This is a genomic window from Leptospira wolbachii serovar Codice str. CDC, from assembly GCF_000332515.2.
GTDB classification, from domain to species: Bacteria; Spirochaetota; Leptospiria; order Leptospirales; family Leptospiraceae; genus Leptospira_A; species Leptospira_A wolbachii.
Map to the genome: position 1 here is coordinate 548837 of NZ_AOGZ02000014.1, position 15629 is coordinate 564465.

Annotated in this window: 8 protein-coding genes; all 8 read right to left on the minus strand. The window is 39.9% G+C overall.

What is annotated here, in order from left to right; all coding sequences use genetic code 11:
* Window positions 1–25: 25 nt before the first annotated feature.
* The gene (locus LEP1GSC195_RS08155; RefSeq protein ID WP_040506561.1) at window positions 26–5626 is read right to left on the minus strand and encodes an alpha-2-macroglobulin family protein; all 5601 of its coding nucleotides are present in this window, start codon (window positions 5624–5626) and stop codon (window positions 26–28) included.
* A gap of 163 nt (window positions 5627–5789) precedes the next feature.
* The gene (locus tag LEP1GSC195_RS08160; RefSeq protein WP_015680545.1) at window positions 5790–7055 is read right to left on the minus strand and encodes a porin; all 1266 of its coding nucleotides are present in this window, start codon (window positions 7053–7055) and stop codon (window positions 5790–5792) included.
* Between the two features lie 153 nt (window positions 7056–7208).
* The gene (locus LEP1GSC195_RS08165) at window positions 7209–7892 is read right to left on the minus strand and encodes a response regulator (RefSeq protein ID WP_015682646.1); all 684 of its coding nucleotides are present in this window, start codon (window positions 7890–7892) and stop codon (window positions 7209–7211) included.
* 12 nt (window positions 7893–7904) lie between these two features.
* On the minus strand, window positions 7905–10481 hold the full coding sequence (locus tag LEP1GSC195_RS08170) for a sensor histidine kinase (protein ID WP_015681839.1): 2577 nt from the start codon (window positions 10479–10481) through the stop codon (window positions 7905–7907).
* Window positions 10474–11052, minus strand: a complete 579-nt coding sequence (locus LEP1GSC195_RS08175; protein ID WP_015682290.1) for a potassium-transporting ATPase subunit C — start codon at window positions 11050–11052, stop codon at window positions 10474–10476. Before LEP1GSC195_RS08175 ends, LEP1GSC195_RS08170 begins: the two co-directional genes overlap by 8 nt.
* Window positions 11049–13103 (minus strand): potassium-transporting ATPase subunit KdpB, encoded by a 2055-nt coding sequence (gene kdpB / locus LEP1GSC195_RS08180; protein WP_040506565.1) that lies wholly within the window; start codon window positions 13101–13103, stop codon window positions 11049–11051. The genes LEP1GSC195_RS08175 and kdpB overlap by 4 nt, the downstream gene beginning before the upstream one ends.
* Before the next feature lie 9 nt (window positions 13104–13112).
* Window positions 13113–14750: a potassium-transporting ATPase subunit KdpA gene (kdpA, locus tag LEP1GSC195_RS08185; protein WP_015680627.1), complete on the minus strand. Its 1638-nt coding sequence runs from the start codon at window positions 14748–14750 to the stop codon at window positions 13113–13115.
* A gap of 88 nt (window positions 14751–14838) precedes the next feature.
* Window positions 14839–15627 carry a hypothetical protein gene (locus LEP1GSC195_RS08190; RefSeq protein ID WP_015682418.1) on the minus strand — a complete coding sequence of 263 codons (789 nt, stop codon included), beginning with the start codon at window positions 15625–15627 and terminating at the stop codon, window positions 14839–14841.
* Between the last annotated feature and the right edge of the window lie 2 nt (window positions 15628–15629).

A 15629-nucleotide genomic window follows, 5' to 3' on the forward strand; every position in this document is an offset into this window, starting at 1 on the left:
GAACCCCTGATTCCGTAAACTTTTCCTAGTCCCCGTTTTCCGAAATCCTCACAGTTTCGTTCGGCCATTCCGCGTGGGTTTCGGGAGAATACATGGCCTCGACACGAGTGGCCGGCATCTGGAAATTCCCCGAATGGTTCAACCGAAAGGTATGCTCCAAGGTATGAGTTCCCTTAGGCAAATATTCAAAATACGCTCTGTACTGTGACAAGGTCTTTTCTTCAAAACTCAAGTAATAAGAAGTATCACCTACTTTTCCTTCCTGTTGGATGAGGGACTCGCGACCAAAGCCACGGCCGAGAGGGAGGGATCCCGGTGGAATGGGATCTTCCACCACCACCCAAGTTTTATCGGAGTCCGCTTGGATCTCGATAGTCACTCGAACAATATCTCCTTTAGAGAGAATTCCTGGTTTTGCCACTTGGATCGGCTCAAAAGTTCGCTTCAACCGGTATCCACTAGAAATCGGAGTTTTCAGGGGAAGGATCGAGTTCACAGACCACTCCACCCAAGGTTTTCCTTTTCCATCGTAACTCACTGTGACAGATTCCGGTGTGGTTCCAATGGTTTGTGTTACCGACTGTTTTCCGTTAGGTTCCAGACTCAAAACTTCTTTTGACGATTGGATTTTTAATTTTCCACCACTGACTTTTTCTGATTCCAGAAGTTTACTCACTCGGTCAAAAACCAAAATAGAATAGGCATTGCCGAGAGTCGTATCATAACTTCCCCTCTTTTGCATTTTGACAAACCCTTTGATGAGGCGTGGCATATCTTTTTTATAACTTGGTTCCGAGAATGCCCAAAGTAAAAGTTTTGCCATGGTATAATCACGGCTTCCTAAAATCCACCAGGGGTTGGTAAAACTAGCATCAGCTACGACAAGTTCAGAACCTTGGATATTAAGCCTTGATCGCAAAGTGCTTGTCAGGCGAGATTTCACAGAACTATCTCCCCCATTCACTCTTCCCCAAATCTCAGCTAGGTCAATGAGGGAAGCGGTTGGTAAAAATTCAATCCCCTCAAATATAGGACGCACCTCCTCCCATTCATAAGTTTGGTATCTGGTAAGTGCTTCCCAAACAATGATCTTCCTCACCACAGCATCTGCCCCAAACTTATACCGGTCCCCACTCACACGACCTTCCAAATATCCTTGCAGACCAGCCATCATTCGTCCCAATGTATCATCAGGAATTTTTTGATTGGCCAGTTGGGCCGAGGTTAACACATAAGCGGTTAGAATTTCACTTCCATGTTCCATACGAGCAAAGTATTTCACAAGCCCATCATAATCCAAAAAGGAATTTAAGTCACTGAACACATCATTCCATTGTGCATCCGATTTGAGTCCGATGGCTTTGGAAACACGTTGTTCCATACAATAGTAAGGATAGTTTTGGAAATAAGTTTGGATTCCACTAAGGCTTGTCAGAATGGTAGGCGAAGCCTTCCATACCATCTTACCAGAGTTTGGTTTAGAGCCTTCTGGCACCTGCACAGATTCTTTGATGGGAGATTCATACAAAAAGAGACCAGCTTGGTAAACCCTTTCTCTATCCACAGGCAAAACCTTTTGTTCTACGGACATTTGGTCAAGGACGGCGCCATTGGGTGCAGACACCTCCAAATAAAACTTCCGTTTGGTGGTATTTTCCGGAACCGTGAGATCCCAAGAAACTACCTTTGTTTCCCCGGGTGCTAAAATAGCAGATTTTGTTTCCAGCTCCTCTTTCACATCCGTTCCATTCTTTAAGTCCGTAACAGAAAGACGCAAGCGAAGTTGTTCTTTTGTCTCTCCGGCATTCCGAATAGTCACTTCATGACGAAGCTCATCACCTAACCTAACAATAGGTGGGATTCCAGAAAAGGATTGGATTTTTTGAGTGGTTTGGATTTTGGCAAAACCCGTTCCAAATTCCTTGGCTCCTGAAGTTGCCACCGCCACGATTCGAAAACTAGTTAGCGAATCATTCAAAGGAAAACTAAACTTTAATTTTCCATCTTTTCCCACGATGGCTTTTCCTTTCCAATAGAGTAAGGTATCAAAAAGAGAGCGGGTGGATTGTTTTCCCCCGCCTCCCCCTTCCGGTTTTGCTTTCAGACCAAAATGTCGTTTTCCAATAATCTGCGACTGGGCCGTGGAAGTTCCTACCGAATGGGGCCTTGTTCCCATCATCACATCGAGTAGATTCCAAGTAGGGTTGGGGGAAAGTTCGAGGAGAGCTTCATCCACAACTGCGAGTGTAACTTCCGTAGATTCTAATGGAACTTTTCCATCAGATGTTTTGATTTCGAGTTCGACATTGGCCGTTTCTCTCACTTGGTAGAGTTTTTTCTCTGGGTTTACTAAAACGGACAAACTGTACGGTTTGGATCCAACCTTTAACATGGCGAGACCAAACCTGTATCCCGGTTTTGCTAAGTCGACAAGCCCTGTAGGTTTTGGTTCTCCTACCCGACCGCGAACTAAAAATACCGATACAAAAACATTGGGTGCATATTCCTTTTTGATAGGGATGGAGATCACAGGATCTTTTCCTGAGACCGGTGTGACAAAATAATCCAAAACACCTTCCCTTTCTAAACTAACAAGGGCAGTCGCTTCACGAAATGGTGAGCGAATTTGTACTTTGATAGTCTCTCCAACATCGACGGAACGTTTTTCTGGAAGGATGTCCATTCGGTTGTGATCACTCACATCAAACCAAGCTTCTTGTTTGGAACTCACCCAAACACTGTATCCAGAATTCGTAATATTTCCTTGGGAATCTTTTGTTTCCGCAAGAAATACAATATCACCCACAGCAGGAGATTTCCCTTCACAAATTAAGATCCCTTTGGAATCGGTTTTTCCTTCGCAGAATTCGCCGAGTTTTGTGACTTCTTCGTAATGTTCGTAAGCATAAAATCCACCTACGAGGCGTTTGCGATTGGAATAAAATTCTCTTTTGTAGGCAGTGACTTTTATTTTTTGGGAACCAAGAGCCTTGTCTTTTGAATCTAAAGCAACTAACTGAAGTTTAACGTTATCTTCCGTAAATAACCAACCATCCGGTAAAATTCCCAAATGCACTTCGGCAGGTGATACAGGAAAACTTCGAGATACAGTTTGGATTTCTCCTGATGGATCGGCGTATTCCATTTCCACTTGGAAACTTCCATACCCAGGAACGGTTTTTAATCCACTAAACGTATACTGTAAAAATCCCTTATCATCAGTTTTTAAAGCTGTAGAAAGAATGGTCGGCTTTGATTCTTCTACCTCTTCTTCGTCATACCCACTAGCCTTCGACTTTCCTTCTCTCATTGTTTCTGGGGAAAAAGAAAATGCAGAGTATTCTTCTTTCGGGGAATAATGACTTGCGACCACTTGCGAGCGAATTTTGACAGGAAAACTCCCTGCCCCTCCCCCAGATAAATATTCAAGTCCAAATAGAACTTTAGATTCTTTTGGAGAAACTAACTCTTGTTTATTGCCAGCTAGTTGGATATTTCCTTTGACTACGGGAAGACGGAATTCCTCAACTCGAAACTCTGCGGCCGTATCGCCATAACTCGAATTATCATTCGAATAAGGATAATAAACGATATACACTCCATGTTTGGCATTCTTTGGAATTTTGAATTCTGATTCGGAATGGCCAGGAAAAGACCAAACGAGTGGCAAAGGATAGGCCTCGCCCGAACCTTCATGTTTGATGATGACTTGCGATGGATAGTCTTTGGGATCTGCAGGAGTAAGGCCTTTGTTTCCAAAACCTCGAAGAATATGTTTTAGGTGGACTGTTTCCCCTTTTTTAAATAAAGTCCTATCGAGCACAATGGATTTGAGTTCTTTCGAATGACCGGCAGTGGCTTGTGGCAATTGATAACGCCAACTTTCTATCCCTTTGTCCCAGGTGCTTGAGGTAAAACTGATATCATCATTTTTTTGGACAAAGATGGTAAGACCAGAACCTAACTCATAATAACCACAGTAGGGAACCTCTTGGAAACTTAAATTTCCGAAGAGCATACTCCCGTCTTTCCCCGTGATTCCGGCTCCCCTTAAATTTCCCTTACAATCCAGAATTTTAATCTGTACTCCCGCTTCAGGAAGGCCTTGGTCAAGGTTTGTCACCCAAACAAGGCTTGTATCCTTTCCCCATTTGAAATGGGCCGAAAGATTTGTGACAAGAGCAGAACTTGATACATACATCTTTCCTTTTTTTTCAAGAAGACTATTCCCAAGAATATCACTGGCAAGTTCTACCACATAAAACCCAGGAGTTTCGAGAGGAATCCCCACCACTTCCATTGGTTTTTTGCCATTGGGTTTCGGAAGAGAAAAGGAAGAAATCCCTGCCGATGTCGGTGGATTTTGAAATACAGATTGTTCGCGTTCCCGAGAAGAAAGGATTTGGAACCATTTTTGGATCTCTAAAATATCCATTGTCTTCTGGCTTTTTCCGCCTACACCAAGAGAAATTGATTTCATGGGAAGGTTGATTTCTAAATTGCGAAGTGTGACAGGTAACGCTGGTTTGGCTTTCGATTCTAAAATTCCAAACTTGGCACCAAACTTAGCAAGTGGAGGAAATTCATCGGTTTTAAACTTTAGAGGAAAAGACGCGGCATTCGACAAACTTCTGTTTGTATCATCTTCTAACTCAGGAATTCTAATTTCGAATTCGCTATTTTCGGGAAAGGGACCAGGAAAACTCACCCACTCATAGAATTCGTTTCCTTTTTCTGCCATCGGAGATTGTGGGTATTCTTTTCCATCTTTGGAAACTAATTTGATTTTTTGTAATGAAGAGCGAGACACCGCCGAACTAAATGAAAGCGAAACGGGAAGGATAGGAATACAATCCGCTTTTGCATTCACTCTTTCGCAGGTAAACCGAACAGAAAATACGGGTCTTACTGTAAAAGAAAGAACTTCGTCCTCTCGGATCTCACCACCCCAAATTGACTTTGTTCCTTTACCGAGAACTAATTGGATTTGCCTTTCGGGTAAAAAAGTTTGTTTGGATTTGATAAGGACAGTTTCTTCAAGGTCCGTATCACCCGTTGATTTTAAGATCGATTTTCTTTCTGCACCAGTGACAAGAACAATCGGGATCCGGTTTCCCAGTTCTTCAGATCGAAAGTAAGTATACTTTTGGAAGGAAGTTAGATCCGGTTTTGCATCTAAGTGCAAAACAAAAATTTGGTCTTCTGTGATCGAGGATCCCTGATAAGGAGACGAATACTGAACCGAAGGGCCTCCTGTATGGAAGGAAAAGTTTCGTTCGCCTTGCACCATTTCCCCACTCAGAGTTTTGGTTCCCTCTTTCAATTGGAAAGAACAGTCCACCCCACCAGGCACTTCCTTTTCAAATTCATAAACCCAAGTGGTGGAATCGATAAAACGACTGGCTCCCGGTAGAGGGCATTTGATTTGGAAAATATCGACTTTTGGCCGAATGTCCCCGAGAGAAACCATGGGTTTTGTGAACCGAACGGTCACTTGTTTGGGTTGTTTGACAAATCCATTGGGAGTGAAAAATTCTATTGTTGCGGGAAGAGTTTGGGAGTCATCAGAACGAACCAAAAACAAGGAAAGGAGGAGGAAAAGAAAAAGCCGGCGCTTTGCGAACATAAGAGAACTTGAAAACAGGGAAGCGGCTTGGAAAGAAAAAAAAGAAAATCAGGGATATTGACCCCTCCCTGCGGGTATCATAAGGAGAAACATCTATGAACAGAATTTAGACCCAAAGGAAAGGGAAAAGGTTCCCCTTTTTATTCAAACTAAACCTCGGGTATTAAAATTTCATTGAAAATGCTACGACAAAGAAATCTTCTTTTTTCGAAGTTTGTGAATCTCGGTAGGCAAACAATGAATCAGCAGACCGACGGTAAACATATTCGAATCGAAGTAAACCCTGCTCAAAACTGAGAATATCGAACGTAGTGGTATAACCATTACTCATAAATCCATTTGGAGTTCCGGTTGTCGCCATCACTTGCTTTGGGTCATAGAATCTCTCTATTCTAAAACTTAATCGATATTCAGGGGATAAAAGGAAACTCGCCCAAATTGTGCCATGATACCAATGACGAAATGCATTTGATGCTGTTTCTCTATATTCACCCAAACTAGGATCGTAATTACCTAACCAAGGTTCATAAATAAAACTTTGTTTTTCCTTTTGAGCACCAGCATCAAATTGACCAACTAACTTGACTCGATCAGATACAATCCATTCCAAAATTGTATTATTATAGTATCGCATCTGTTTCCTTTCGGAATTAGGAGCTTCATTGCCAGCAAATTGATTGAGTGTCAAAATAAAATGGTCATTAAAACTATATTTTAATTGGCTACCAAAAGATTTATCTTTGTTGTTATCGGTAATATTCTGCCAACCATTCAATACCTGGATTTGCCCACTCAATTTATCAGTAAATTGATGTGACAATCTGACTCCAGTAGAATAATAAGGTACATAATCTAGCGCAAATGCCCTCGTATAATTTACATTATTGTGTGAGATCCAAGATTCATGTCCTATATTACCAAAAAAAATCCCGGCATCCACCCAAGTATCACGACCAATTTTAAAACCCGTATAAGCTTCTTGAATATTTTTGACGGAGTTTTGATTGGAATATTTTTCTGTCGAAACTTCTGCCGCATAATTTGCGTTTACCGAAGTGCCCCACTGGAAAGCAAGTCGACCGCGATATTTTTTCTCTTCTACCTTCGCATCAATATATGCTAAGTTTACGTTGAATTCTCCGTTTCTTACAGCTTGTGTAGTAAAATTTCGCTCCGTATCTTTTGGAAGATTTCGGTTGAATACGTAATAGGAATCAATTAGTCCGCCAAACTGCAATGACTTGGGCAATTCGATCGATTTTGGAACCGAATCCGTTTCGGGAATAGGTTTTTCGGAAGTAGTTTCCTCCGCAAACAATGGAGAAAAAACAAAAATAAGAATCAAAAGAAATATTCTCAGTAGAGATTTTGGATAACCGCTAATAATAATATTCCCAAAAGACAATACACTAGTTTGATCAAACATCATAGTATCAAATTATCATAAATCGATACAAGTGGCAATGTTTGGGAAATTATGGTTTTGGAATTTACCTTAAGAATTGATTAAGATTAGAAGAAGTAATTTCAACTTAAATGATTAAGTTAGGATGTACAATTTGAAACTTGAAAGTTAAAATTTTTAATTTCCAACCCAGCGGTAACCAATCCCAGGTTCTGTAAGTAACAAGTGGGGATTACTGGGTGAATCTTCAATTTTTTTTCGGAGTTGTGTGATATGAACTCGCAAAGAATTCATTTCATTGAGTGCTTGATCTCCCCAGATTTTTTTAATCAATACATCATGAGTGATTACTTTACCGGAATTTTTAATGAGAAAGGTAAGGATTTGGAATTCCGTTGGGGTCAGCCGAATCGGGATATTATTTTTAATGACCTGGTAGTTTACAAAATCTACACTTAAGTTTTCTCTTTCCCAATTCGATGGCGTCTCTTCTACGGGTAGGCGACGTAAAGCAGTGCGAATCCTGGCTAACAGTTCCCCCATACTAAAGGGTTTAGTAATGTAATCATCAGCGCCTGAATCAAGTAAGGCAATTTTATCTTCTTCTGAACTCATCACAGATAAAACAATAAAAGGGATTTCAGAAAAGGTTCTTATTTCCTTAATGACTTCCAACCCACTTCCATCTGGTAGTTGTAAATCGAGTAAAACTAATTTGGGTGAATTTAAAGCAACGGATTCAATGGCTTCTTTTTTAGAAACAGCTTCGATAGTTTCGTAACCTTTTGCCTCCAATGCAATATGAAGCATTTTTCGGATGGCGCTGTCATCATCTACAAGAAGAATCAAATCCTTTAGCATAATCATTCTATATTATGATAAGTATGGAATGTCAATGAGAAAGCTCGCCCCTCCTTCTTTTCGATTCGTCGCTTCAATACTTCCGCCATGTAGTTCAATGATTGACTTAGAGATAGCAAGTCCGAGACCAGTGCCAATTTTCCCCGAGGATTCTCCTCTATAAAATTTTTGGAAAATACGTGAGGAATCAAGAGGAAGGCCATTTCCATTATCCTCCACAATCCATTGTAAACCATCTCCTTCTCTTTGCAATGAAACCCAAATGATTGATCCAGAAGGAGTGTACATACAGGCATTATACAAAAGATTAAAAATTGCATGAGAAAAGAGCACTCGATCAAGTTCAATAGGTAAATCGCAATCATTCAAATTAACTTTTATCGAATGATTGGTTTTATTTTTTCCTAAATAGGAAATCGCATCCTGGATAACATCAGATGGATATACTTTTTCTTTCTTTAAAGTTAAATACCCAGATTCAATACGACTTATATCTAATAGATTTCCAAGAAGTAAATTCAGCACAAGAGAACTTTCTTGGATTTCTTCCAACAATCCCTTTCGTGCAACTGGATCGGATCCAATATCTGGATCAAGTAAAGCAGATGCAGATCCTTGTATCGATGTCAGTGGAGTTTTTAATTCATGAGACAAAGAATTAAAAACTAAATTGTATAATTTTTCTGACTCTTTTAATAAAAAATTCTTTCTTGAGTCTTCTGATAGTATATCTCGATCCAATGCTAACGCTACCTGGTTGGCCACAGTATTCAAAAGTATTTCCTGCTCTAAACTTGGTTCGGTGGATGTGGTTACATTGATAACTCCTGTGATTCCTCCCGGAGATAATAACGGATAAAAGGTTGCTTGGGATAACGGCAAAGTCTCCGTATACTTTCCTGCGGGTTTTGCATTTTTAATGGTCCAGGATGCCACAGCCAAATCCTTGGAATCTGCAATTATTGGCGTAAATTCCCCTCCTTGATAAAAATGCAAATGAACAGGAAAAGGAAAAATACGTTTAAAAAATGAATCCCCCGTTTTGATAATCTCAGAAGCTGAGGAAGTTTTTGATAAATTTTGAGTGAGCTCATAAAGAATAGAAAGTTTTTCTTCTCGCGACCTAAGTTTAGATTCATTTTTTTTAAGCCTTGCCGTAAGTCCTCCATTGATGAGTGCAATCAACATAAAGATCACAAACATCAATGCGTCTTCCAATTTAGAAATATAGAATGTATAAAGAGGCGGAATAAATAGAAAATTCCAGAAAGAAGCGGATAAGATTGCCGCAAGTAATACGGGACCACGACTAAAAAACATCCCTAGTAAAGCAACATAGAATAAATACAAAATCGAAATGGTCCAATAGCCTATGTAAGAAAGTAAAAATTGGTTACATAAGGTAACAACAGATGTCAGTGCAAAAACGGCTGCGTATTGTCGAATTCCCGAAGACGGGATTAACTTTTTATAAAAATCAAACTGAAAAGACCGATTGTCCGAATAAGGAACGATAATTATTTCCACATCGCGAAGTTGTTTTATAATCTTTGAAGCAATATTTTTTTGAAACAAACCCTGAAAAAAACTCTTTTTGGCACCGCCTATCACCAAACGATGAATGCGTTTTTCATGAACGGCTGCCACTATTCCAACAACAGGATCCGATTCATGTGAATGAACTACTTCTGCACCTAATTCTTTTGCAAAACGAATATGCGCTCGGATGGAATTTGCAGAGTCCAAATTTCGATCTTCTTCATTTTCAGAAAAAACTGCATACAATTCGGAGTTTCTTTCCAATGCCAATCTTTTTGCATTTCGAAGAAGTGTTTTCGAATGGGGACTTGCCGAGATAGCAACCATAATCCTTTCTCGGCCTTGGGGCATTCTTTTCTCTACATATTTTGCCGTGTAGGTTAACGATAATTCTCGAAGATAAGTTAAATTCTCTTTACGGAAAAAATTCTCCTTCGCAGAAACAACTTTCTCTGAAATGTATACTTTCCCTTCAGACAATCTTTTTAATAATTCATCAGGGATAATGTCAATTAACACCAGCTCATCTGCCCTCTCCAATATACTATCTGGAATGGTTTCTTTTACTGGGCTTTGGATGATTTTTTCGATAGAATCAACTTGGCTTTCTAAATGTTGAACATTGACTGTAGAAAGAACATGAATCCCAGAATCGAGCAATGAAAATATATCTTGGTATCTTTTTTTATTCACTGAGCCAGGAATATTAGTATGAGCCAATTCATCAACTAACACATAACTTGGTCGGTCTTTTAGAATTCTTTCAACATCCATTTCCTCCCATACTTTCCCACGATACTCAATTTTTTTCAAAGGCACCCATTCGAGGCCATCAATCAATGCCTTGGTATCCACTCTTCCGTGACTTTCCACGATTCCAATCCGAACATCTTCACCTTCTTCTTTTAAATGATGGGCCTCAGTTAACATGGCATAGGTTTTGCCCACACCGGGAGACATTCCAAAATAAACTTTCAGGATACCCTTTTTCTTTGGCTCTTCTTGGTTGGCTATTGAGAGAAAGTCTTCCGGGCGTTTTCCTTCATTCATGGATTATTTGTCTCCAAGATAGATTTAATTTAGTAACATTGATTCTTTCGCGTCCTACAAAACCCAAAAGTGGGTATTCCGTATGTTTCAAAATCAATTCATTTATTTGATCCAAAGGAACCTTCCCTTCTTTCGCGAGTACTTTTGCCTGCTCGTATGCGCAAATTGGAGTAATATGGGGATCTAACCCAGATCCTGATGTATAGAGTAATTCATTACATTCATCTTTACTAATCCCCGCAGCTTCCAAATCAAGGATTCGTTCCTCAATTAATTTCTTTAAATCCAAACTGGAAGGACTTAAATTGGAGGCACCACTGGGAAGAGTTCCATAAGAAGCTGCACTGGGACGATAGCGAAACATCGCTTTGGATGTTATGTTTTGCGCAAGTAACTCCGAACCAACTACCCTTCCTTTTTCAACTAACAAACTACCATTTGCCTTAAAAGGAAAAAATGAAGAAGTTAAACCAGTGACCGCAAGTGGATAAAAAAATCCTAATATTAACAAAGATAAAAATCCGAATCGGATCGCAAGTTCCCATTGATTTGCTGTTTCATTCAATTTCATAAAACTCCTCCTGATAAAATTAGGTCGATAAGTTTGATTCCCAAAAAAGGGAAAATCATTCCCCCTCCTCCATAGATAATAAAGTTTCGAAGTAATGCTTGGTCTGGTGACTTAGGCACATACTTCACACCTCGAAGTGACAAAGGAATAAGAGCAGGGATCACAAGAGCATTGAAGATCACTGCAGATAAAATGGCATTGTCCGGATTTGATAACTGCATGATGTTTAAGGGAGCTAAGGGTAAAAACAAAGCAGGGAGAATGGCAAAATATTTTGCAATGTCATTGGCGATACTAAATGTAGTGAGTGCCCCTCGTGTCATTAATAGCTGTTTACCAATTTCCACAATTTCGATAAGTTTACTTGGATTACTATCCAAATCTATCATATTACCAGCTTCCCTTGCGGTTTGTGTTCCTGTGTTCATGGCCACACCCACATCGGACTGTGCGAGGGCCGGTGCATCATTGGTTCCGTCACCAATCATGGCGACCAAATATCCGTTAGCTTGTTCTTCTCGAATCCGTTTCAACTTTGCCTCAGGAGTGGCTTCTGCAATAAAATCATCCACTCCTGCTTCCGCAGCAATGGCGGCAGCTGTGAGAGGATTGTCTCCAGTGATCATTACTGTTCGAATTCCCATCCTTCTTAGATAGGCGAATCGTTCCTTTAGTCCACCTTTCACGATATCTTTCAATTCAATGATTCCTAATAATTGGTTTCCTTCAGAAACAAGAATGGGAGTACTTCCCTTTCTAGCAACTTCATCTGAGATCATTTGCATAGTTTGCGGAATGGATCCACCTAACGATTCGATATGTTTGCGAATTGCATCAAAAGCACCTTTCCGGATGTTTCGAATTTCTTTCCCATTTTCAGAAATCTCAACACCACTCATACGAGTTGAAGCAGAAAAAGGTATCCAATTCACTTCCAAGGATTTTAAGTTCCTTTCTCGAATGGCAAATCTTTGTTTGGCGAGAACCACGATTGATCTCCCTTCCGGTGTTTCATCAGACAAGGAAGAAAGTTGAGCCGCATCTGCTAATTCTTCTTCGGTGATACCCACAGAAGGAAAGAAGTTATTTGCCTCCCGATTTCCCAATGTTATCGTACCGGTTTTATCCAACAACAAAACATGAATGTCACCTGCAGCTTCGACTGCCTTTCCACTTTTGGCAATGACGTTGTATCGAATCAACCGTTCCATTCCAGAAATTCCGATGGCACTTAGTAAAGCAGCGATGGTTGTCGGAATCAAACAAACAAATAATGCGAGCCATACGGAGAAATGAAAATTCCAATTTTGTCCTAATTGATTTCCGACAAAGTGGGCAACTGGGATCAAAGATAATACTCCCAATAAAAAAAGGATTGTGAGTGCAAAAAGAACAATCCCGAGTGCCACTTCATTGGGAGTTTTTTGCCTTGTGGCTCCTTCAATCATTGAGATCATCTTATCAATAAAACTTTCTCCAGGTTTTGTTGTGATTTTAATATACAAATGATCGGAGATCACACGAGTTCCACCCGTAACGGCGGATCTATCCCCTCCGCTTTCTCGAATCACAGGTGCAGACTCTCCCGTTACGGCTGATTCATCTACACTGGCAATTCCAGAAACTACTTCTCCATCACCGGGAATTGTAAACCCTGCTTCCACAAAAACAATATCATTGATTTTTAATTCGTTAGAAGGAATCTCGATAAAGCTCTTATCTCCCACCAATTCTACTTTTTTTGATATCGTTGAGGATCTGGATTTTCGTAAACTATCTGCTCGAGCCTTACCCCTACCCTCAGCAACGCTCTCTGCGAAGTTTGCAAAGAATAAAGTTAAAACTAACCAAAAGAAGATGGGAAGTTCCTTATGGAAGGGAATCCCAACGAACGAATAGTATATAATCTGCAAAAAAAGAATCAGAGTTCCAATCCAAACCGTCGCCATCACTGGATTAGAAAATGCATATTTTGGAGAAAACTTTTGTAAAGCATTCCAGAATGAAATGTTTAAAAGTTCTTTAGATATCATATTTTTAGTATTTCCCATACAATCCTCTTAAAAGAAAATTCCCTTCCCTATCAGCAACTGCTCCAAGATGGGACCCAGCGCTAAAACGGGGAAAAATGACAAACCACAAACGATCAAAATCACACTGAAAACCAAAACTCCGAATAACAAAGTATCTGATTTAAAGTTTCCATCAGTAGCTTTAGTCGTAATTTTTCCACCTAAACTCCCTGCCACAAAAACTACCGCATAAATCACGCTAAACCGTCCAACTAACATAGAAAATCCGAGAGATAAATTTCCCCAAAGGGAATCAGCTGAGAAACCTGCGAACGCTGATCCGTTATTGCCAGAAGCCGAACTATAAGCATATAGTATTTGCGATAAAGCATGAGGCCCCTTGGCGGTATAACCAGATTCTAGAAATATCGTGATTGTAGTTCCGACTAAAATACAAACGGTAGGTGCCAGGATTCCAAATAGAGTCCATTTAATTTCATAACTTCCTATTTTCTTCCCAAAATATTCGGGAGTCCGACCAGTCATGAGCCCTGACAAAAACACTGTGAGTATTAGAAATAAAAACATTCCATACATACCTGTGCCAACTCCCCCAAAGATAATCTCACCTAACATCATCTGAAAAATAGCAATCCCTCCCGCTAAAGGCGAATAACTATCATGCATAGAATTGACAGATCCATTGGAAGCAGCCGTTGTAGACGATAACCAAAGGGTGGATTCAGTTAAGGTAAACCTGGTCTCTTTACCCTCCCAAAAACCGGGATTGTTCCATTCTGAATAGAAAACACAAACAAAACCTAGTATAAAAAAAGCCAACATCACAAAGAAAATTACCCAAGCATGGCGAAATGAATTTGTGATTTTGCCGTATAAAAATACGCAAGAAGCTGGCAAAAAGAGAATCGAAAACATTTGAATGAAGTTTGATATAGGTGTTGGATTCTCAAAAGGATGAGCACTATTTACGCCGAAAAATCCACCCCCATTGGTACCAATTTGTTTGATTGCAATTTGAGAAGCAGCAGGTCCCATAGGAACGGTCTGCGGTGATCCATCGATTCCCAAAGCTTGTATTGGCTCTTGGAAGGATTGAATGACACCCTGACCCACCAAAAGAATGGCAACAAAAAACGAAATGGGTAGAAGTATATAAAAGGTAGAACGGAATAAATCCTGCCAAAAATTCCCAAACTTAAGTGTCGAAGAAGCTACCATCGATCGACTTACGAATGTTAATATTGATATTCCAACCCCTGCACTAAGAAAATTTTGCGGAGTGAGTCCTAACATTTGCGAAAAATTACTAAGTTGACTCTCACCAGAATATGCCTGCCAATTTGTATTTGTGATAAAGGAAATGGTTGTGTTTAAGGCCAAATCCCAATCCATTCCCGAAATACCGAGTGGATTCATTGGTAAAATATTTTGATATTTTAGGATCAAAAATAAGATCACTCCTCCTAGAAGATGAAACACAAACATACTGCTTAAGTATTGTTTTGGAGTTTGCGAGGGGGGATCACCGGAATAAAGGAAACGATTGAATAATGATTCAAACGGTAAAACTTTTGCATTTAATACAAAAGCCATATAGTAGCCGACAAAGGGTGAAACTAGTATCAGTAGCCCAACAAAAAAGGGGAAATAGAGTAACTCAACCATAAGTAAATTCTCTCATGGTTTACTCTGAAGGTAAAGAGCCACCGGCTTAAGGCAACAGGTTAAGACATTAAGAAAAGATTAAGTTTTTTTACTCCTTCCAAGTCGGAAAATAAACTACAAGAGCCCAAACCAAAATAAGAAAAATAAAAAACAAAATAGAAAAAATTCCCTTAGTAAAAAATTCGGAATCCAAAGATCCTCGCCAAACAAGAAACACTGAGTCTTTGGCTAAAGGTAGCTCCTCCCCATCCCAGATGGGATCTTGTAAAACCACTCCTCCCGAAAACAAACTAGAAAGGTGGCATTTACTATCCTCTTTAGAATAACAAAGGGCATATAACGAAGGTTTGATTTCCTTACCTGAAACAGAACGAATCCGTTTGTATTGGAACCGGATTACCGGTCCATACACAACTCCTCCTGACCTACGCCGAACGAGAAGCGGTGAACGAAATTCTCCCGCATCGACATCATCTAAATAAAAATCGCGGAGATACAAGTAACGGTAGTTAAGGTAATGAGACACCTCTTCGGGCAGGACTTCCATTTTTGCAGTGATCCCTAAACTATAACCAATAGAATCTCCCAAAAACAAAACGGAATTTCCTCCCGCAAGTAAGGACAAAAAAACAGCCAATAGGATTTTGAGACCGGCCTTCTTGGAAAGTAAGATTCCTAAAAACAAAACAGGTAAAAATAAAAGTAGGATGGCCCAAACAGAAATGGAGAGTGGGAAGAAGGCTCCGAAGGGGAGTAAAAAAATACCAAATCCCAAAATAAGAGAAAGTCCTGTCCAAAATATAAAAAAGGAAGAAGCGGGTTCTTCATTAGGCTCCGGTTTTTTCCGACTTTGATTTTCAACGAAACCAACAAACATCC

Excerpts from the sequence above, each read along its gene's own strand:
- kdpB (WP_040506565.1), bottom strand. The coding sequence starts at position 13,103 with ATGGGAAATACTAAAAATATGATATCTAAAGAACTTTTAAACATTTCA.
- LEP1GSC195_RS08190 (WP_015682418.1), bottom strand. The coding sequence starts at position 15,627 with ATGTTTGTTGGTTTCGTTGAAAATCAAAGTCGGAAAAAACCGGAGCCT.
- LEP1GSC195_RS08170 (WP_015681839.1), bottom strand. The coding sequence starts at position 10,481 with ATGAATGAAGGAAAACGCCCGGAAGACTTTCTCTCAATAGCCAACCAA.
- LEP1GSC195_RS08175 (WP_015682290.1), bottom strand. The coding sequence starts at position 11,052 with ATGAAATTGAATGAAACAGCAAATCAATGGGAACTTGCGATCCGATTC.
- LEP1GSC195_RS08165 (WP_015682646.1), bottom strand. The coding sequence starts at position 7,892 with ATGCTAAAGGATTTGATTCTTCTTGTAGATGATGACAGCGCCATCCGA.
- kdpA (WP_015680627.1), bottom strand. The coding sequence starts at position 14,750 with ATGGTTGAGTTACTCTATTTCCCCTTTTTTGTTGGGCTACTGATACTA.
- LEP1GSC195_RS08160 (WP_015680545.1), bottom strand. The coding sequence starts at position 7,055 with ATGATGTTTGATCAAACTAGTGTATTGTCTTTTGGGAATATTATTATT.
- LEP1GSC195_RS08155 (WP_040506561.1), bottom strand. The coding sequence starts at position 5,626 with ATGTTCGCAAAGCGCCGGCTTTTTCTTTTCCTCCTCCTTTCCTTGTTT.